A 20,567-nucleotide genomic window follows, 5' to 3' on the forward strand; every position below is an offset into this window, starting at 1 on the left:
TTACTAGTCAAAAGTTTCTAATTGGGCTTGCTTATATTTGGGTAATTTATTTTTCGCTTCTGTGTAAGCATGTTGGATTAGCGCAATAATCAACGTTTGATTTGATTCTTGTTCTAACAACACGGAAATCCAGACGCGTTTATTCATGTAGTATCCGGGAACAATAGCTGGATTCTCAGCGCGTAATTGTTCACTTTTCTCAGCATCACACTTTAACGTCAAAATCTGGCATCCCTCATTATCTGTCCCCCGCATCACCATTAACTGATCCAATACGTGATAACGGTCTGCCTGCCATTCTTCTTTAAAGCTATACTCTACGCCGGGAAGTTCACTTATTTCTTTTCTAATCCAAGCAAACGCTTCACTCATATTGCTTGCTCTAAAATCATGATTTTATTCCCGTCTGGATCAAATAGATTTAGCTCACGCCCGCCCCACTCAGCAACACGAGGTTCAGGAGTTTCAACGCCAGCTGCTTTAAGTTCTCGATACATATCATCCAAATTCGTATCACAAGAGAAAACAAATTCTACTTTAGATTCACTTGATTTCCCCCATTTAATACTATTCCAGACGACAATTCCTGGTTCATTTTCAGAGAACCCTAATTTCGCTCCATCAAAATTATCGTAACCTTCAAAAACAATCGGAATTCCTAATCTTTCGTGATAAAAAGCGATTAATTCAGCTGGATTCTTCGTAGAAATATTCGTACAAACAAATTCATTAATCATGTAAAGCACCTCCATATGGCTAGTTTAGCAAAATCTTTCCTATTTTAATTGTATATTTGCGACATTTCGCAAAAAAATTTGTTTCATTTCTTCTGGCGTATGATTGCTATATCGTTTAAATTGTTTAATTAAATGAGCTTGGTCAGCAAATCCATGCCTATAAGCTAATTCAGTTCCCGTAAGCGCCTGGTTTCGATATAATGACTGCAACACTTTTTGAAATCGAATCAGTTTGGCGGTTTGTTTCGGTGCCAGCCCAATGTGCTTTTGAAATAGTCGTTCTAGTTGGCGGCTGGAAATCGTTAGTCCTGCTGGCTGATTTGGATATTGTAAAAGCCGATCTAATTCATTCAAAAAATCTGGATTCCTCTCTTTATCAAGTAAAATTAACTTTTGCAACAAAAATTTTTCTAATAATTTTATTCGCTCGGAGTTGATAAGGGTTTCCCCAAATCCTTCCCTGAAAAACCTTCTAAATCCAGCAAACATTGCTTCCGGGTCATTCACCTGGTTCAAGCTGCCTACTAAGTTTGGTTCCACAAATAAAAACAATGACCAAACATAAAATCTTACTGCAAAAAGCTTCGAACTAGTCTCTTCTGCGGATTCGAAAGCTGTATCACTCACACCAATAAATATCGCATCCGTAACCATTCCCGTCTTGCTATCAATTGTAAAAATAATGTCTACGCATAAATCGGGAATGACCAAATTATTTCCCGGGAAATTACTATCATCTGCTTCCCAAAAACAACGGATATATCCTGTAAGCGGCGCACTTGGTAGGTATTCTTTATATCCTGCACGCTTTGGTGTTGCTACAATGGGTTGAAACGTCCTCAGTTTTGACATCAAGAATACCCCCCTTTTCATCATAGTACCACAAAATTTCCTCTTTAATCATGCTTCTTTCTTTTATTTATGGGTATTTAGATACTAAGGGGAAAACTTTTGAGAGGGTGATACAAAATGTCTGCTTACAAACGTATTCTTGTTGGTGTTGATGGTTCAAATGAGGCCGAAGCTGCTCTAAGACGTGCAGTCCAGTTCGCTAAAATGGATGGAGCCATTCTTGGTATTGGCTTTGTCGCTGATGTTCGCCGGATTGCACCACTGATTGATTATGAACAAACCTATGCAAAAAAAGCCAAAGCCTACGGGGAAGAATTAGTAGAAATGTACAAAAAGGAAGCCGAAAAAGCTGGCGTTCTAAGTGTAGAAACTTTTGTTCACTTCGGCACACCAAAAAGCACTTTTAATAAAAAAATGACACGTAATTTTGAACCTGATTTAATTTTAGTTGGTGCTACTGGTCTCTCTGCAACAGAACAATTTATTCTTGGTAGTGTTTCTGAATATACGGCGGCTCATGCACCTTGTGATGTTATTATTGTTCATGCAAGACCATGGCGTGAAAGAAAGACTGTCGAAAAGCTCTAATTCATGTATAATGAAGGTATTGAATATACGGCAGGAGGAGAAAAAATGACAGTTAGTACCGTTGCCATTGCTTCAGACCATGGCGGAATTGAGCTACGTAAAAGTATTATTTCTTACCTTGAAAGTGTTGGAATTAGTTATGTGGAATTTGGGCCAGATGCACCCGAATCCGTTGACTATCCTGGACTAGCAATTACTGTTAGTGAAAAAGTAGTTAATAAAGAAGTAGACCGTGGGATTTTAGTTTGTGGTACTGGAATTGGTATGAGTATTGCAGCTAATAAAGTAAAAGGCATTCGTTGTGCGCTTGTCGGTGATACATTTAGTGCTCATGCAACGCGCGAACATAATGATACAAATGTCCTTGCCCTTGGAGCTAGAGTCATTGGACCTGGCCTTGCGGAAGATATCGTCAAAATTTGGTTAGAAACCAAGTATGAAGGCGGCCGACATGCTAATCGTGTTGGGCAAATTAGTGCTTATGAAGATAGTCAATCTTAAAAATCCCAAAAACGACCAAGCTAACTAATAGCTTGGTTGTTTTTTATATCCACTTTCTTAATAGTTCACAAATAGTAATTTCTTCCCTTTTTCACATCAAAAATGAGGATAATTACACATTGCAAGCAAGAACGTTTGTTCGTATAATGTATATAAACCATTGTTACTTATTAGAATTATTGGAGGTGTTATCTTATGGATTACCAAGATCGCGGCATGAAGAAATGGGGCGGTTTTTTATTAAGCGAGCATACCGAAGCAATGAAAACCGCAGAACCACTCTTAACGTGGAAAGAATCCATGACTACAGAAGCAATTGAGGATGTACTAGGTAGTGCGATGACACATAGTTCTATGCTCGTTATTCAAAAAAAAACACTAGACCCAGAAGCAGCTCCTGAAAAAGATATTATCGGTCGCATTTCTGGAGTCGAAAACAACATTATTTATATTAAAACCTCGGAAGGTACTATTCCACTCTCCTTTTCTGCGATTAGAAATGTAGAAGAAAGGAGTGTTGAAAAATGGTACAAGTAGAGGACTACAGCCGTGCACCACGCCGAGATATTTTGTGTATAGATATTAAATCGTTTTTTCGCCTCTGTTGAATGCGTCAAACGCCGGTTAAATCCGCTAGAGACTTATTTAGTTGTCATGAGTAATGCTGAACGGTCTGGTGGCCTTGTTTTAGCTGCCACACCTAAAATGAAATCCGAACATCATATTAAAACCGGCTCAAGAATGTATGAACTACCTACTTGGGATAAGCGAATTATTATCGCCCCACCACGAATGAAACTTTATTTAAAGGTAAACGCGATGATCCAAGCCATTTTCAGGCGCTATGTTCCTGCTGAATTTATTCACGTTTATAGTATTGATGAGTGCTTTTTAGATATCACCGGGTCACATTTACTCTTTGGAACAACGGATGAGATTGTCCGGAAAATCCAACGTGATATTTTGGAAGAATTGCGACTTTATGTAACCATTGGCATTGGCGACAACCCCCTTCTGGCTAAACTTGCACTAGACAATGTTGCTAAAAACCGCCCAGATGGAATTGCTGAATGGCGTTATGAGGATGTCCCGGAAACTATTTGGAAAATCAAGCATTTAGAAGATGTTTGCGGAATCGGGCAAAGAACAGCCGCGCACCTTAAAAGAATGGGTATTTTCAGCATGTTTCAGCTTAGCCAAACACCGCCACCAGTTTTAAAAAGTGCGATGGGGGTGATTGGCGAGCAACTTTATTATCATTCGCACGGAATTGATTACAGCCGTTTAAACGAAAAATATGAGCCTCTTAGTAAAAGTTATGGTAAAAGTCAAATTCTCGAGAAAGATTATCACATTCCTGCTGAAGTGGAGATTGTTATCCGCGAAATGGTAGAAGAAGTCGCCATGCGGTTACGACAACATCATGTCGATACTTCCGTGATTCATTTAAGCATCGGCTACAGTAAATACAGCATAAAAAAAGGATTTAGCCACCAAGCTAAAATCCCTTCTACTAATAGTAGTCATGTGCTGATTCCTTATTTTATAGATTTATTTAGGCGTTACGACGAACACGAGCCAGTCCGTTCGATTGCAATTTCATGCGGTAAAATCACTTTAAAAACAGGATTACAACTAAACTTATTTGAAGATGTTACTCACACATTAAACCACGAACAGCTTGAAGTAACTGTTGATAAAATTCGGATGCGCTATGGCTTTAAGTCTTTGATGCATGCGAGCAGTTTGTTAAATGGTGCAACTGGCTTAAAACGTTCCGAAATGGTTGGTGGTCACAAAGGGTAATTACTCTGGTTTGACGCGGAATAAAAAGTCTTGCACCATTGTTGTAAATATTTTCGCTTGCTCAATTTGTAAATTATGCCCAGCAAAATCAAGAATAGTAAAGGAAGCATGTGGATACTTTTCGAGCAAACAAAGCCCATCTGTATAACCAACATGATCATCTTGACGACCGAATAAGAATAATCCTGGCACATCAAAAGAAGCATTTTCATCTGGATCAAAACTAAGTGCATAATTCTGAGCTAGCCTATCTAAAAATTCACCATCTGCATGAATTATTCCAGACATCACTTCTGCCAAAAAGCGATTCCAATTTCTAGAAGTTAAAATAACACCACTTTTTGAAAAGTAAGCTTTATCTTCTTTAGATAATGACCGCACAAATGCCTCATCCTGATACATTACTTCTTGCTTAGGCAAGGTTCTTTTCTCTTTTTCCGGATAAATTACTGGGCAGATAAGTAGCATACCAAGCACTCGGTCAGGGCATTTTGCAGCGATTGCGCGGGCTAAATAACCGCCGTAAGATTCTCCAGCAAGAATAAATTTTTCATCAGGAATGACTGCTTCAATAAATTCAATTAGCAGTGTGAGCACGTGATCGGCATTTTGAATGGAGTCATAATTCTCGGTTTTCCCCATGCCCGGTAAATCTAAATAAATACGCGAAAACGGACTTTTTTTATCGAAAACTGGCTCCATACAGCCAATCATTAACTGAGAATCAGGCGAAAAACCATGAATCATTATTATCGGGATGCCTTCACCATATTGTTCATAATAAACGTCTACGCTGCGGATTGTTTTATGCATAAATACTCCTCCTTGCGTTTATTTTTATCATAACATATTATTCTTCCACCATTCGATACCCAACCCCGACTTCTGTCAAAATATAGACAGGTTCAGCGGGGTTATTTTCGATTTTTCGTCTAATATTACTCAAGTTTACTCGGAGGGCTTGATTTTCACTTGGATAAGGTCCCCAAATCTCACGAATAATGAAGTCATGTGTTAGTACCTTTCCAGCATGACGAGCTAATAGTAACAAAATTTTATATTCAATCGGTGTAAAATGGATTTCTGTATCATCTATTTTAACAAGGCGCCTGGCATCATCGATAGAAAGGTTTTGAATTTGAATGGTCGCATCATTGGGCGTTTCTTTACTACTTGGTTGAATGTGCCTAAGCGCTGTCCGAATTCGTGCCAATAGTTCTGATGTCCCGAATGGTTTCGTAATATAATCATCCGCACCAAGATCTAGTGCAGTTACCTTTTCACGTTCGTGGTCCCTCGCTGACACGACAATAATCGGCACTTTTGACCAAACTCGGATATTTTGAAGGACGTCTAACCCTTCCATATCAGGCAAACCAAGGTCAAGTAATACCACGTCAGGCGAATGACTTGCAGTTTGCTCTAGTGCCTCTTTTCCACTCACTGCTTTAATCACTGCATAATCACTTGCAGTCAAAACCGCTGAAATAAAGTTGCTGATGCCCTCTTCATCTTCCACAATTAGTACAAGTCGTTTACTGTTCATCTTCGTCTCCTCCGTCCAGTGGTAAAGTAAACCAGAATGTGGCTCCACCAAGTTCATTATTTTTCGCCTCAAGTGTCCCGTCATGCGCTCGAATAATTGACATACAAATCGATAAGCCTAGACCAAGTCCTCGCGACATATCCGATCGTTCTCTAGCTTCTACTGCAAAAGTATCAAATAACTCGGTCAGACGATTTTCCGGGATACCCGTTCCGTTATCACGAACGCTAAATATCGCACTTTCTTTTGTCTTTGTCACATCCACCCAAACCTCTGCATCTGGACCAGCATGACGAAGGGCATTTTCCATTAAATTAATTAAAACTTGTTCAATAAGCGTCCCGTCCATCGGAACCATCAGTAAATCACGAGGTACTTCCACATGAATATTTCGGTCCGTAAAGCGTTTTTTTATCCGTCCAACTGCCTCACCAACAATCTCCTCCACAGCCTCTGGTTCTCGTTCCAAACGGACCAAGCCTTCACTAATTCGCGTAACAGAAAGCAAATTTTCCACCATTCGAATTAACCAACCGGCATCGTCTTTAATTCCTTTAATTAAATTCTGTTGAGTTGCTTTGTCTAACTCGGCTTCATTCTCAAGGAGTGCTGAACTTGCCCCAATAATCCCGGTGAGCGGCGTTCTTAAATCATGCGAAATAGCTCTAAGCAAATTACTTCTCATTTTCTCTTTGGCTGATTCGATGATGATTTGACGCTGTTCTTCTGACAAATATTGCCGTTCGAGTGCTAGTGCCACTTGCGAGCTAATCATCCGTAAGAATATCCGGTTATCTTGCGTCAGCGGACCTTCTTCCATTGAGCAGGAAACACCGATAACTCCAAGTACTTTCCCTTGCGACATCACTGGCATATAGTAACCAAATGCGCCCATTAATGTGTCGGTTCCTGCACCTGCTCTTTTCTTGTTTTTGAAAACCCAGTGTGCCACAGCTTCTTCGTCTGCATTTAAGAGCGCACTTGCATCTTCTTTACCTTCTGCTTGAACAAAAATCCCTTTATTACTTTTAGCTGGATTAGTAGAATAAAAAATAACGGAGCGCCCAAACAAATGTACAATATATTCATTTGTGAGGTCGATAATACCTTTTAAATTCCTAGTTACTAGCAGACGTTTATTGATTTCATATAAGACTTCCGTTCGCCGTTCGCGTTCAACCGCCAGACTTGCTTGAGTTTTGATTCGGACGGTTAACGTACTTGTAATCAGCGCAACAAGCAACATAATTCCAAATGTTACTGGATAACCTGCTTGAATCGTATTAAAAGTATACTGTGGCGACGTAAAGAAGAAATTAAACAACATAACTCCAATAATTGAGCCTAAAACACCATATACATAGCCACTCGTCACTCTAGAAATGATTAAAACTGATAATATATATACCATAATGACATTTTGATCACCAATGCCAAATTCACTAAGCCCAATACAAATTGCGGTTGCTAAACAAAGTAGTAGAACCATTTTTGCCATATCGTGCCATGTTAAGAAACTTTTAAAACGCATTTTCATACGGCGTTTTTTCATTTCCGGATTGCTTGAAGGAATAATATGCATATCAACATTATCTAAATGGCTAATAAGCTGATCTTCAAAATCGTCTTCAAACAGCGAACGCAGCCCCATACGACGACGCGATTTCCCGACGACAATATTTGTTACTCCGGTCAAACGTGCGTACTCAGCTACTGTCTCTGTAATATCGTGTCCTGCAAGCGTAACAATCTCCGCACCAAGTCGTTCAGCCAGTTCCATTGTCTCGCGAAGACACTTTTTCTCTTGTTTTGACATATAATCATTTTCTTCGTTTTCAATATAAAGAGCTGTCCAAGGTGCTCGGAAAGCTTCGGCCGTACGTGCAGTCCAGCGAATAAGTTTGGCTGACGATGGAGCTGCACTAATACAAACTAGCCATTTACTACTAGCCCGTTTTTCTGGATAAACGCCACTTTGGTCGTATTCATGGCTAATCCGGTCAGCCGCTTTACGCATCGCAATTTCTCGTAACAATTTCAAATTTTCTCGAGTGAAAAAGTTCTGCATCGCTTTTTTCGCACGTTCTGGCCGATAAATTTTGCCTTGTTCCAAGCGTTTTAAAAGTTCATCTGGTTCAATATCAATTAGGTTTACACGGTCTGCTTCGTCAAAAACATAATCTGGGATTGTTTCGCGAACAGTAACTTTAGTAATGCCTTCGACGATATCATTTAGACTTTCGATGTGTTGGACATTTACGGTCGTATAAACATCTATCCCCGCTTGCAAAAGTTCTTCCACATCTTGAAATCGCTTCTTATTACGTACACCTTCTGCGTTTGTATGTGCGAGTTCATCTACCAAAATGAGTTCTGGTTTATGTCTTAACGCTTCGTCCAAATCAAATTCTTTTAGCGATATATTTTTGTGATTGACAGTTTTAGGGGGGATAACGGGGATTCCTTCGAGCATTTTTAACGTCTCAGCCCTGGCATGCGGTTCAATATATCCCGCCACGACATCCACGCCACTAGCGAGTTGATCTTTGGCATCACTTAGCATTGCATACGTCTTCCCAACACCCGCTGCAAATCCAAAATATATTTTTAATTTCCCCATTGTTGAATCTGCTTCTTCTTGCAAATTCAACAGTAGCTCCTCTGGACTTGGACGATTCGTCTCCATATTTTTCGCCTCCAACTATTTACCTTTTCAAATTATCTAATGCCAAATTCACCTGCAATACATTCACAGTTGGCTCACCCCAAAATCCAAGCAATCGCTCACTCGTATGTTCATCTATTATTTCTTTCACCACTTTGGTAGAAATTCCACGAACTCGAGAAATCCGGTCGACTTGATAAGCAGCTGCTTCCTTAGAGATATCTGGATCAACACCACTTGCTGATGCTGTCACAAGGCCCATTGGTATCACTCGATTATTCTTAGGATCTAATTTCTGCCACCAAGCAATTCTTTTTTCAACTAATTGCTTTTGTTCCGCACTAGTTGGACTAAGGTTTGTTGCCGCACCATCACTCGCCGCCCGCCCAATCAAATATTCCGGTTTCGTAAAGGTTTGGCCAATTTCCTTCGAACCAACTTTACTATGACTTTCTTCTATTATACTGCCATTTGCTTTGTCCTGAAAAGCTACACCTGCAATAATTGTTACCACACCGGGATAAACAACGCCACATACAAATGTTAAAATGATAAAACCAACTACTGCCGGCTTCCAAATTTGCATAAATCTTTTCATGTTTTCTCCCCCTCTTAGACGATTCCTAAAATAGTTAATAACATATCAATTAATTTAATCGCAATAAATGGTGCAATCAAACCGCCAAGTCCATATATCAACATATTTCGGCTAAGCAGTTTCCCAGCAGGCATTTCACGGTATTTAACGCCTTTTAAAGATAACGGGATCAAGGCGATAATAATCACTGCATTGTAAATAATCGCGGACAAGATTGCACTTGTTGGACTAGTTAAGCCCATTAAGTTTAGTGCAGCAAGTTCTGGGAATATCCCGTAAAAAAGAACGGGAATAATCGCAAAATACTTAGCTAAATCGTTAGCCACACTAAATGTCGTTAGGGCCCCTCGAGTCATTAAAAGCTGTTTTCCAATTCGAACGATATCGATTAATTTTGTTGGGCTAGAGTCAAGGTCCACCATATTACCAGCTTCTTTAGCGGCTTGTGTTCCCGTGTTCATTGCAACTGCAACATCCGCTTGAGCAAGTGCGGGTGCGTCATTTGTTCCATCACCAGTCATGGCAACTAAATGACCTTCGTGCTGATATTGACGAATTAGTTCTAATTTCGCTTCTGGAGTGGCTTCTGCTAGAAAGTCATCTACACCTGCTTCTGCTGCAATTGCGGCCGCAGTCATCGGATTGTCACCAGTAATCATTATTGTTTTAATACCCATTTTCCGCAAATCAAGAAAACGTTCTTTTACACCATTTTTCACGATATCTTTTAAATATATAACACCTAGCACTTTGTTATTACGAACTACAACAAGCGGAGTTCCACCAGCACCAGCGACTTTGCTCACAATTGCATCACATTCTTGTGGATAGTTGCCTCCATTTGTCGTAACATATGTGCGCACGGCATCAGCAGCACCTTTTCGAATCGTATTTCCTTGATAATCAATGCCGCTCATTCGCGTGGTGGCGGTAAATGGAATAAATTCTGCGTGCATCTCAGCAAAATCCCGGCCACGGATATCAAACCGTTCTTTTGCTAACACAACAATACTCCGCCCTTCTGCAGTTTCATCAGCAATAGAGGATAGTTGGGCTGCATCCGCTAGTTCTTGTTCACTTACACCCTCCACTGGCAAAAACTCACTAGCCTTGCGATTTCCAAGCGTAATAGTCCCTGTTTTATCTAATAAAAGTACATCAACATCTCCAGCAGCCTCAATTGCCCGGCCACTCATCGCTAAAACATTGGCTTGATTTAAACGACTCATTCCAGCAATTCCAATAGAAGAAAGTAGTGCTCCAATTGTTGTTGGTGCCAAACAAACAAGCAAGGCAATCACATTTGTAATTGATATCGCCGATCCTGATCCTGCCTGTTTACTCGCAAATTCCGTAAATGGTAATAGTGTTGCTGAAACAGCTAAAAAAATAATCGAAAGCGTTACAAGCAAAATCTGTAAGGCAATTTCATTTGGTGTCTTTTTCCGAGAGGCGCCTTCCACCATCGCAATCATTTTATCTAAGAAACTTTCTCCTGAGACTGCTGTCACTTGAATAACAAGCCAATCTGAAACAAGTGTTGTTCCACCAGTCACAGCACTCCTATCCCCACCTGACTCACGTATTACCGGTGCCGATTCCCCAGTTATCGCACTTTCATCAACCGATGCTGCCCCTTCAATAACTTCGCCGTCCATCGGTATCTGTTCATTTGCTAGTACGTATACAATATCCCCTTTTTTTAAATCATTAGAAGCTACTTCGATAATATCAGACTTGTCACTTACGGTTTTTAACTTCCGAGCAAGCACATCTTTTCGTGCCAGCTTCAAACTATCTGCCTGCGCACGGCCACGTCCTTCTGCAATCGCCTCTGCAAAATTAGCAAATAACACCGTAAACCATAAAATAAGTGCAATCGCGAGTGTGTAACCAGACTTTTCATCCGAAATCCCCCAAAGCCCAAGAAAATAAAGCCCGGTCGCCAAAATTGCTCCTATATAAACGAGCAACATTACTGGGTTCTTCACTTGCAACTTCGGAGACAATTTTTTCATCGACTGAATTAGCGCATCTTTCCAAATACCTTTTTCCATCATTTCCATTCACCTCATTTGAAAGTTGTAAAGAAGTCCACAATCGGTCCAAGTGCAAGCGCCGGTAAGAAACTAAGTGCGCCAACTAAAATCACTACGCCAATTAACAGTCCAATAAACATGCCATTTTTTGTCGATAGAGTTCCGCTACTGGCGGCAACCGGGCTTTTCCCTGCCATATTTTGTGCCAAGTAAAGTGCAGCAATAAGTGGGATAAACCGAGCGAGCAACATCATTATTGCGCCGACCATATTTGTAAATGTTGTATCCGCCATAAACCCAGCAAAGGCACTACCATTATTATTTCCCATCGAGGTAAAAGCATATAAAACTTCTGAAAACCCATGCGCCCCGCTTGCCGAAACAGACGCCTGCACACTTGGCATCATTACCGCAATCGCCGTACCAAATAAGGTCAATAGTGGCGGCACTAAAATTAGTAAGCAGACCATTTTCATATCATAGGGTTCAATTTTCTTGCCTAAATATTCAGGCGTCCGACCAACTAAAAGTCCGGCGATAAATACTGTCAAAATAATAAAGCCAATCATTCCATAAAGTCCACTACCAACGCCACCAAAAATCACTTCACCAAGTTGCATAAAGAACATTGGCACGAGTCCCCCGAGCGGTGTCAAACTATCATGCATTGCATTTACCGCCCCATTAGAAGCCGCTGTTGTCGAAGCCGCAAATAAGCTTGAACCCCCGACGCCAAACCTTACTTCCTTTCCTTCGATACTTCCAGAAGTGGCAACTCCCGAATAGCTCGGACCCGCAAATTGCTCTGAAATCGTAATTGCAACCACACCAATGACAAAAACAATCATCATCGACGTCATAATCGCACGCCCTTGCTTACTATCCTTTACCGCGCGCCCAAACATGACAACTAGAGCTACAGGAATTAATAAAATTGCGAGCATTTCTAATAAATTAGTAAAACTAGATGGATTTTCAAATGGAAAAGCTGAATTGGCTCCAAAAAAACCGCCTCCATTGGTTCCCAGTTGTTTAATTGCAATTTGACTAGCAGCAGGACCAAGTGGAATTACCTGCTTCACACCATTTTCAAGTGTTTCAACCACTGAATAATCAGCAAACGACTGCACAACACCTTGGGAAACTAAAAGAATTGCTAAAATAAGCGAAAGTGGCAGTAATATATACAGTATTACTCGAAATAGATCTTGCCAAAAATTACCTATCGTTTTCTCTTTCTTCCATATAAAGCCTCGAATTACCGCAAATAAAACGGCAATTCCTGTCGCCGCTGAAACAAAATTTTGTACAGTTAAACCAATGGATTGAGAGAAATAAGATAAAGCCGCTTCACCAGAGTAGGCTTGCCAGTTCGTATTAGAAACAAAACTCGCCGCCGTATTAAAGGCAAGACTAAAACTAAGCCCCGACATATTTTCCGGATTAAGTGGCAAGACCCCTTGCAACATCAATACGGCCATCACAAACAAAAAACAGGTAGCGCTAAAAGCAAGTACTGAAACAGCATACCGCTTTGCAGACATCCCGATCCCATTCACTCCCATCAAACGATAAGTAAACCGCTCTACTGGTTCAAGCACTTTTGATAGGAATACTTTTTCACCTATCATTACTTTATACATATATATTCCTAGAGGCACTGCTAACGCTAATAATAATAGAAGGAAAAATAAATCTTGCATCACTATATACTTCATAAATCTTCACCTCGAAATAATACATAGAATAAATATACCAACAAACTTAAACCAATTATTCCAGCAATAACTAGAACAACACCCATTTCCGTTCACCCCTTCACTGTACTCTTTCCACCACTAATCCTAACAAGAATCGTGTAAAGACAGTGTTAAGATTGTAACCGGACGCATAAAGATTCCGTTAATAATCCTACGTGTGTAAAATTTACACACATTAAAATTCAATGTGTAAGCAAAAAAGTAAATGAAAACCCTTTTATAGCCACATTTAAAGTTGGCACGGTACTTGCATATATACTAAGTGTTAAGAGTATTATTCAGAGGAGGAATTTAATTATGAAAACAATCATGCTAGTATGTTCAGCAGGTATGTCTACCAGCTTATTAGTTACTAAAATGGAAAAAGCAGCAGAAGCACAAGGTATAGAAGCAAAAATCTTTGCAGTGGCCGAAGCAGAAGCAGCTAACCATTTAGATGAAATCGATGTGTTACTACTTGGACCTCAAGTACGTTTTTTAGAAGGAAACATGAAGAAAAAATTGGAGCCAAAAGGTATTCCGTTAGCTGTTATTAACAGTGTTGACTACGGAATGATGAAAGGCGACAAAGTTTTAGAACAAGCATTAGATTTAATGAAGTAAAAAGAGGGTAATTACAGCTAGCTAGCTGAAAATTATAAAAAATTTAGAAGAGGTATAGTAGTAACACCAAGATTTAGAAATTATGTTTTTATCTTAAACCGTGCTATTACTCTATCCTCAAAAAAGGAGAATAAAAAATGAATGGTTTTATCGCATTTATGGAAAAATATTTCATTCCCTACGCAGCCAAAATTGGTGGGCAACGTCATTTAGTAGCAATTCGTGATGGTTTCATCTCAACAATGCCTCTAATGATTCTAGGCTCTTTCGCTGTTTTAATTAATAACTTCCCGATTCCAGCATACCAAAAGTTCATGAATAACTTATTTGGTGAAGGAACTTGGCAAGCATTCGGCGGAAACGTTTGGAATGGTACTTTCGCTATTTTAGGATTGCTTATTGCTTTCACTGTAGCTTACAACTTAGCTAAATCATACGACAAAGATGCGCTTTCTTCCGCAGTAGTATCTGTTGCTACTTTCTTCACTATTGGCGCAATTGCTCCAGGTGCAGATGGTATACCTAATACTGGCGGTCTTGGATCAACTGGTCTTTTCTTAGCATTAATTATCGCACTTCTTTCTACAGAAATTTTCACTCGCTTAAGTGGTAGTCCAAAACTAATTATCAATATGCCTGATGGTGTTCCACCAGCAGTTTCTCGTTCATTCGCAGCGTTGTTTCCTGCAATGATTACTGTATCTATCTTTGGTCTTATCACTGCGTTCTTCCAAGCAGCTGGTGTGACTAATCTAGTTATTTCTTTCTATGAATTAGTACAAGAACCGTTTATGGGACTTGCAAACTCCTTGCCAGCAGCACTTATTTTGGCATTTGTTTCTTCATTCCTTTGGTTCTTTGGTTTACACGGTGCGAATATTATCGATCCGTTCATGCAAACAATTAACGTTCCAGCTATCGAAGCTAACGTAAAAGCACTAGAAGCAGGAAAAGAACTTCCTTACATCGTTAACAAACCTTTCTTTGACTCTTTCGTTAACTTAGGCGGAACTGGGGCAACTATCGGTTTAATCATTGCCATCTTCATCGTAGCACGTAAGCATAAAGCATACATGACAGTTTCTAAATTGTCTGCAGCGCCAGGTCTTTTCAACATTAATGAACCAATGATGTTTGGTCTTCCAATCGTCTTAAATCCAATTATGTTCATTCCGTATATCGTGGCACCACTTGTACTTGTAACTGTAGCTTATATTGCAACAGCTATTGGTCTAGTACCAGCTTGTACAATTGTAACTCCTTGGACTACACCACCAATTATCGGTGGAGCACTTGCAACACAAAGTATCGCTGGTGGCGTACTTGCTGCTGTAAACTTAGGATTATCTATTCTAATCTTCCTTCCATTCGCGAAAATTGCTCAAATTCAAGAGCTACGTCGTGAAAAAGAAGCACTTGCTGCTGAAGGCGTTATTGCTGAATAATTTTTTAAAACCAAATCTTTAAGGACGTGTTTACAGATGGATTTAGAACAAACAATTATGAGCTTGATCGTGTTCGGTGGTAATGCTAAAAGTGACGCTATGTTAGCAATTGATTCCGCTAAAAAAGGCGATTTTGCCCAAGCAGACGAACAAATCGCGCAAGCTGAACAAGCACTACTTGAAGCGCATCATTCTCAAACAAAACTTATACAAGGTGAAGCACGTGGCGAAAAAACAGAAGTATCCCTTCTACTCGTTCACGCACAAGATCACTTAATGAATGCAATTACTTTCAAAGATTTAGCGAAAGAAATTGTTGACCTGTATAAGAATAAATAAAACCAAAAAGACCAGCCGTCGTTATTCTGACTGAGCTGACCCCAAAAAATTAGACCTGAAAGTCTAACTTTTTGGGGTCACTACAGACAGCTGGTCTTTTTTTATTCCGTTAAAGTTGCATCAGAACGAATAACTGCTAAAACTACCCCAATTGCAATAAAATTCCCAAGCACCGAACTTCCACCATAGCTAATAAAAGGTAGTGGAATCCCTGTTAACGGCATCAATCCAATCGTCATTCCAATATTTTCAAAGATGTTAAAAGCAAAACTCACTGCAAATCCAGCTAAAACAAGCGAAGAAAATGTATTTTTCATCATTAATGCCGCCATAATTAATTGGTGAATCAGTAACATAAACAAAATCAGTAGCACGCTGACACCAATAAAACCAAACTGATGCCCAATCGTGCTAAAAATCATGTCTGTATGGCTTTCTGGAATATACGCATTCGTACCAGAACTCCCTGTCATCATCCCCGAACCAACTGCTTTTATTGATAAATTTAGTTGATACACTGAATCAGGATCCTTCGTTGGATCAAGCCAAGCCTGAATGCGTGCAAATTGATAAGCATGAAAACCCAATTTTTCCAATACAGGAATATGATATACCACTAAGTACATTCCCGTAACAACAACTCCCAACAACACTGTAATCAAACTAACCATTAATTTTGTCGATTTTATTGCTAGTAAGATAATCGAAAGTGCCGTTACCCCATAAACAATCGTTGTACCAAGATCTGGTTGTTTCATTATCAACAGTAGCACAACGCCCGTTAAAGCCGTAAGAATTCCCAGTTGCTTCCATTTTTGTGCTTGAAACTTTACAGCAAAATGTGCTAATACAAAGATAAAAATCGATTTAGTTACTTCAGAAGGTTGAAGTGAAAATCCGCCAAACCGATACCAACGAGTTGCTCCGTTAATATTTTGTACTAATGGGTTCGGAATAAGTATGCCTAGAAGCAAAATCACCATCGCTAAATAAAGCCAGATTGCTTGATGCCTTAAGAGTTCAACCGGTAGTCGCGAAATACCGAAGCAAGTAATCGACCCAATGATTAGAAATACTAATTGCATTCCGACAAAATTAGTATTATATTGATTCGTTTGTTGTGCATAGTAAATCGCTACACAACTAACTAATGATAATAGAAAAACAAATAAAATAATCCGGTTATATAATAGTTCTCGTTTCATAAATACACGACCTTTCTTGTTTCAGCTAAGCCATTTCGCCTTGCTGCAGCGAGTACAAATCCCACTGCACAAGAAAGCATTATCACCGAACTTCCCCCGTAACTAATAAATGGCAGCGGCACTCCAGTAAGCGGAATAATCCCACTCACTCCACCTAAATTCAAAAACATCTGTACAGAAATCCACGTAGCCACACCGATACAAACAAGCGAATCAAAAATAAATGGACTGCAAATGCCAATATAAATAGTTGTAAACACTAACAACATCAGTAAAAATATCGTCCAAACAACCCCAAACATACCAAGCTCTTCTGCAATAATCGTCATGATAAAATCTGTGTGAGGCTCAGGTAAATATCCGAGCTTCTGAACACTTTCTCCTAGTCCATTTCCAAATATGCCACCACTCCCAATTGCATAGTAGCCATTTCTCAGTTGGTAGGAAGCATCTAGATTATCTGTATTAAACGGATCTAGATAAGCGAATCGTCCTAGTTTTGCAGAACTAAAGAATTCTGGGTGAAACAAATAGATAATTATTATCGCAACTAGTAGGAAAATAAATACACCAATTGCCACCCTAACAAGCCGAGACAGGCCGACCCCGCTAGTTAAAAACAGAGCCACGCCAATCACACCTAAAATAAGCGCCGTACCAAGATCAGGCTGTAAGAACACTAGCGCAACCGTCAAAAATAAAAATCCTAATAACCAATACTGCACTCTCTGACCACAACCTTTTTTCATAATAACTGTGGCCATTACAAGTATTAGTAGCAGCTTGACCATTTCTGTTGGCTGAAACGTCACACCGAAGATAGAAAGCCATCTTTGCGCGTTATTTGTTGCGCTTCCTGTCACAAGTACTAAAGCCAGCGAGCCAACTAATATTCCAGCTAAAACTCGTAATGTGTACCTACGATAAAACAGCTTAATCTTCAATCGAGAACAAATTAATAACGCTAACAACCCAATACCATAAAACAGAAGTTGCCTTTTAAAAAAATAACTTGGCTCCACCTTGTAGCGCATGATCGCCACTCCATAACTCGTACTATAAACTAACAGCAAACTCCAAACCGAGAGGAATAGATACGTCACGAAGAGCAAACGACCGCGCCGCATTTAAATCCACTCCCGAAACTTGCGGATATAAAGCATTTTTACCACTTGCATGGTTGCCATATAACCAACAAGTACTAAGACTAACCATGGGAAATAACTTCCTGGCAAGCTAACAAATCCAATACTATGTCCAAATCCTGTAAAAGGAATAATAAGACCAAGAGACATTACAATCAAAGTCGAAATCATCACAGGTGCAGTTGCCCGACTTTGAATAAATGGAATCTTTTCTGTCCGAATCATGTGCACTACAAGCGTCTGTGTTAATAGCCCCACAACAAACCAGCCACTATGGAATAACGCTTGTTCCGCCATCGTATTCGCACTAAATACAAACCACATAATCAAAAATGTCGCAATATCAAATATCGAACTAACTGGTCCGATACACAAAATAAATCGCAACATTCCTTTTTGTTCCCAAGCATGCGGTTTTTTCAAAAAGGACCGATCCATTTTATCCCAAGGAAGTGTTAGTTGGGAGGAATCGTATAGTAAATTCTGTAGTAATAAATGCAGTGAAAGCATTGGTAAGAATGGTATAAAAGCACTCGCAATTAAAACACTAAATACATTTCCAAAATTCGAGCTTGCCGTCATTTTAATATATTTTAGAATATTTCCAAATACATTTCGTCCTTCCATGACCGCATCATTTAAGACGGTCAAACTTTTTTCAAGTAAGATAACGGAACTAGCGTCTTTTGTAATATCTGCTGCTGTATCTACTGAAATTCCGACATCTGCTTTTCGAAGAGCCGGCGCATCATTCACTCCATCGCCGAGAAAACCAACTGTATGTCCAGCTTCTTTAAGCAACTCAATAATTCGCGATTTTTGCATAGGTGTCAACTTCGCAAAAATATGATACTTACGGAGTGCTTGCATTAGCTCTTCGTCCATTAATTCATCTACTTCTGTTCCTAGTAAAAATCCGTTTGCTGGAATTCCGACTTCCTGACAAATTCGCTTCGTTACAATTTCGTTATCCCCGGTCAACACTTTCACATTAATTTTATTTTTGAAAAGACTAGTAATCGCCTCTTTTGTGGATGATTTGACGGGATCACGGAAGCCAAGGAAGCCTGCAATAATCATATTTTCTTCATCTTCTTTTGTGAAAGCCTCGCCCGTTTTTTGAGACTTGTATGCAACACCAATAACCCGAATCCCCGAACGGTTCATTTCCGCACACATTTCTTGTAACTCTTTTTTCTCCTGCTTAGTTAACGCGGAAATAGCACCATCAATATCTTTATGAGTACAAACCGTCAGCATTTCTTCTACTGCGCCTTTAGTAATTATCCGAGTTTCCAAATTATTTTCGACAATGACACTCAAACGCCGACGGTCAAAATTAAACGGAATTTCACCAATTTTATTCCAACCATTCGCAACTTTTTTACTTAATCTTGTCATTATAGCCTGATCTAAAACGTTTTTCCATCCTGTTTGGAAATAACTATTTAAATAAGCCATCTCTAGCACTTTTGTTGATTTCCCTCCTTGACTATCAATATATGTCACGAGTTCTAGCTTGTCTTCTGTTAATGTTCCTGTTTTATCGGTGCATAAAATATCCATCGCACCAATGTTTTGAATCGCACTAAGTTCTTTCATAATAACTTTTTCCGATGACATATTTATTGCGCCTTTTGCCAAGTTGGTGCTGACAATCATTGGTAGCATCTCTGGTGTTAGTCCTACCGCAATCGCTACTGCATAAAGGAAGGCTTCTAACCAGTTTCCTTTCATTAAACCATTAATCAGAAATACGATTGGCACCATCACTAACATAAAATAAAATAATAATTTGGAAATAGTTTTAACACCTTTGTCAAAGCTTGTATCTCCACGTTTTTCTGTTGCAGCAATCGAAAGTGACCCAAAGAATGTTGCGCTTCCAGTCCGAAGAATAACCGCACGACCATGCCCACTAAGCACATCTGTCCCCATAAACAATAAATTCTCCCGTTCAAAAATTTCTGGGGTAGCACGCTTATCATCGACATACTTCTCTGTTGGTATGGATTCTCCAGTGAGCGCGGACTGATTAATCAACAAATCTGTCGCAGAAATCACTCTTGCATCAGCTGGGATAATATCACCTACCGAAATTTCAATTACATCACCAGGGACAACTTCATCCTGAGTTACCACCGTCATTTTTCCATCCCGAAGCACGTTCACCTTATTTTTCACCATATTTTTTAGCGCATAACTTGCCCGTTCTGCTCTACTAGATTGAATAAAGCCAAGTAGGCCACTAGTAAATATCATAATTGCCATAATAATCGTGGCTTCCATGTCCGCTGTTAGGTAGGAAATAACCATTAATAATACTAAAATATAAATAAACGGATTATTAAACGCTCGAACAAACAGCCGTAATTGTGAGACTTTTTGTTCTTCTACCGTTTGATTTCGGCCAAATTCTGCTTGCCTAATCGCCACTTCTACTCGTGTTAAGCCTGAATCCATAACACCTACTTCTTCTAAAATTTCTTCTTTACTCATTTGTGATTCTTTGAGCATTTTTTTACTGTCCATTTTTACTTGTTGTTTTTTCATTTTTCTTGCCTCCATTTTCTAGGCAAGCCGAAAGTAACGTTTTATGTTCGCCAGAGATGAAGGTTAGTCACTCTTGCAGCTTGATTTTCCTGATATGAATCCGGTTCTTCTAATTCGTCTTCCTGTCGATGTGACATCTGCCCTCATCTCCTTCCCAATTTTCCTAAGCTTAATTGTCTGAAAAT

The 20,567-nt window shown here is 39.5% G+C and carries 20 protein-coding genes; 7 read left to right on the forward strand and 13 right to left on the reverse strand.

Features of this window, described 5'->3' with window-relative positions:
* Positions 1-3 precede the first annotated feature (3 nt).
* Genes CKV67_RS13570 through CKV67_RS13580 form a run of 3 tightly spaced genes read right to left on the reverse strand, consistent with a single transcriptional unit; the run spans position 4 to position 1,589 of the window.
* The gene (locus CKV67_RS13570) at positions 4-372 is read right to left on the reverse strand and encodes an MmcQ/YjbR family DNA-binding protein (RefSeq protein ID WP_014093851.1); all 369 of its coding nucleotides are present in this window, start codon (positions 370-372) and stop codon (positions 4-6) included.
* Entirely contained in the window at positions 369-737 is a 369-nt protein-coding gene (locus CKV67_RS13575; RefSeq protein WP_014093852.1) for a VOC family protein, read from the reverse strand. The genes CKV67_RS13570 and CKV67_RS13575 overlap by 4 nt, the downstream gene beginning before the upstream one ends.
* 39 nt (positions 738-776) lie before the next feature.
* Entirely contained in the window at positions 777-1,589 is an 813-nt protein-coding gene (locus CKV67_RS13580; protein ID WP_014093853.1) for a helix-turn-helix domain-containing protein, read from the reverse strand.
* A gap of 117 nt (positions 1,590-1,706) precedes the next feature.
* Here CKV67_RS13580 and CKV67_RS13585 point away from each other — a divergent pair, with 117 nt between their 5' ends.
* The 4 genes from CKV67_RS13585 (at position 1,707) to CKV67_RS13600 (ending at position 4,484) form a co-directional block, all read left to right on the forward strand.
* Entirely contained in the window at positions 1,707-2,177 is a 471-nt protein-coding gene (locus CKV67_RS13585; protein ID WP_014093854.1) for a universal stress protein, read from the forward strand.
* Between the two features lie 45 nt (positions 2,178-2,222).
* Complete coding sequence (gene rpiB / locus CKV67_RS13590) at positions 2,223-2,678, forward strand: ribose 5-phosphate isomerase B (RefSeq protein ID WP_014093855.1); 456 nt, start codon at positions 2,223-2,225, stop codon at positions 2,676-2,678.
* A gap of 195 nt (positions 2,679-2,873) precedes the next feature.
* On the forward strand, positions 2,874-3,215 hold the full coding sequence (locus CKV67_RS13595) for a hypothetical protein (protein WP_025280114.1): 342 nt from the start codon (positions 2,874-2,876) through the stop codon (positions 3,213-3,215).
* 42 nt (positions 3,216-3,257) lie between these two features.
* The gene (locus CKV67_RS13600; RefSeq protein WP_032363909.1) at positions 3,258-4,484 is read left to right on the forward strand and encodes a Y-family DNA polymerase; all 1,227 of its coding nucleotides are present in this window, start codon (positions 3,258-3,260) and stop codon (positions 4,482-4,484) included.
* Here CKV67_RS13600 and CKV67_RS13605 read toward each other — a convergent pair whose 3' ends face one another.
* From CKV67_RS13605 to CKV67_RS14925, 7 genes are read right to left on the reverse strand one after another with little or no spacing between them, the layout of a single operon-like run.
* The gene (locus CKV67_RS13605) at positions 4,485-5,297 is read right to left on the reverse strand and encodes an alpha/beta fold hydrolase (protein ID WP_014093857.1); all 813 of its coding nucleotides are present in this window, start codon (positions 5,295-5,297) and stop codon (positions 4,485-4,487) included. It abuts the gene before it with no gap.
* Between the two features lie 37 nt (positions 5,298-5,334).
* The gene (locus CKV67_RS13610; RefSeq protein WP_014093858.1) at positions 5,335-6,030 is read right to left on the reverse strand and encodes a response regulator; all 696 of its coding nucleotides are present in this window, start codon (positions 6,028-6,030) and stop codon (positions 5,335-5,337) included.
* On the reverse strand, positions 6,020-8,716 hold the full coding sequence (locus tag CKV67_RS13615; RefSeq protein ID WP_025280116.1) for a sensor histidine kinase: 2,697 nt from the start codon (positions 8,714-8,716) through the stop codon (positions 6,020-6,022). Before CKV67_RS13615 ends, CKV67_RS13610 begins: the two co-directional genes overlap by 11 nt.
* A 19-nt stretch (positions 8,717-8,735) precedes the next feature.
* Positions 8,736-9,293, reverse strand: a complete 558-nt coding sequence (gene kdpC, locus CKV67_RS13620) for a K(+)-transporting ATPase subunit C (protein ID WP_014093860.1) — start codon at positions 9,291-9,293, stop codon at positions 8,736-8,738.
* Between the two features lie 14 nt (positions 9,294-9,307).
* Positions 9,308-11,353, reverse strand: a complete 2,046-nt coding sequence (gene kdpB / locus CKV67_RS13625; RefSeq protein ID WP_025280117.1) for a potassium-transporting ATPase subunit KdpB — start codon at positions 11,351-11,353, stop codon at positions 9,308-9,310.
* A gap of 11 nt (positions 11,354-11,364) precedes the next feature.
* The gene (gene kdpA, locus CKV67_RS13630; RefSeq protein ID WP_014093862.1) at positions 11,365-13,050 is read right to left on the reverse strand and encodes a potassium-transporting ATPase subunit KdpA; all 1,686 of its coding nucleotides are present in this window, start codon (positions 13,048-13,050) and stop codon (positions 11,365-11,367) included.
* Positions 13,047-13,136 (reverse strand): potassium-transporting ATPase subunit F, encoded by a 90-nt coding sequence (locus CKV67_RS14925; RefSeq protein WP_032363911.1) that lies wholly within the window; start codon positions 13,134-13,136, stop codon positions 13,047-13,049. Before CKV67_RS14925 ends, kdpA begins: the two co-directional genes overlap by 4 nt.
* Before the next feature lie 175 nt (positions 13,137-13,311).
* On the opposite strand from CKV67_RS14925, the gene CKV67_RS13640 reads away from it, so the two are divergent.
* From CKV67_RS13640 to CKV67_RS13650, 3 genes are all read left to right on the forward strand, one after another.
* Positions 13,312-13,695: a PTS sugar transporter subunit IIB gene (locus tag CKV67_RS13640; protein ID WP_077905844.1), complete on the forward strand. Its 384-nt coding sequence runs from the start codon at positions 13,312-13,314 to the stop codon at positions 13,693-13,695.
* Positions 13,696-13,832: 137 nt separating this feature from the next.
* On the forward strand, positions 13,833-15,140 hold the full coding sequence (locus tag CKV67_RS13645; RefSeq protein WP_014093864.1) for a PTS sugar transporter subunit IIC: 1,308 nt from the start codon (positions 13,833-13,835) through the stop codon (positions 15,138-15,140).
* A gap of 36 nt (positions 15,141-15,176) precedes the next feature.
* A complete protein-coding gene (locus CKV67_RS13650; RefSeq protein ID WP_003722042.1) occupies positions 15,177-15,479 on the forward strand; it encodes a PTS sugar transporter subunit IIA in 303 nt (100 codons plus the stop codon).
* A gap of 101 nt (positions 15,480-15,580) precedes the next feature.
* On the opposite strand, the gene CKV67_RS13655 is transcribed toward CKV67_RS13650, so the two are convergent.
* From CKV67_RS13655 to mgtA, 3 genes are read right to left on the reverse strand one after another with little or no spacing between them, the layout of a single operon-like run.
* Positions 15,581-16,684, reverse strand: coding sequence for an FtsW/RodA/SpoVE family cell cycle protein (locus CKV67_RS13655; protein WP_014093865.1), 1,104 nt, complete (start codon positions 16,682-16,684; stop codon positions 15,581-15,583).
* A complete protein-coding gene (locus CKV67_RS13660) occupies positions 16,681-17,811 on the reverse strand; it encodes an FtsW/RodA/SpoVE family cell cycle protein (RefSeq protein WP_014093866.1) in 1,131 nt (376 codons plus the stop codon). The genes CKV67_RS13655 and CKV67_RS13660 overlap by 4 nt, the downstream gene beginning before the upstream one ends.
* A complete protein-coding gene (gene mgtA / locus CKV67_RS13665; RefSeq protein ID WP_014093867.1) occupies positions 17,812-20,382 on the reverse strand; it encodes a magnesium-translocating P-type ATPase in 2,571 nt (856 codons plus the stop codon).
* Positions 20,383-20,567: the final 185 nt, after the last annotated feature.

The sequence above is a fragment of the Listeria ivanovii subsp. ivanovii genome, assembly GCF_900187025.1.
Classification (GTDB): Bacteria; Bacillota; Bacilli; order Lactobacillales; family Listeriaceae; genus Listeria; species Listeria ivanovii.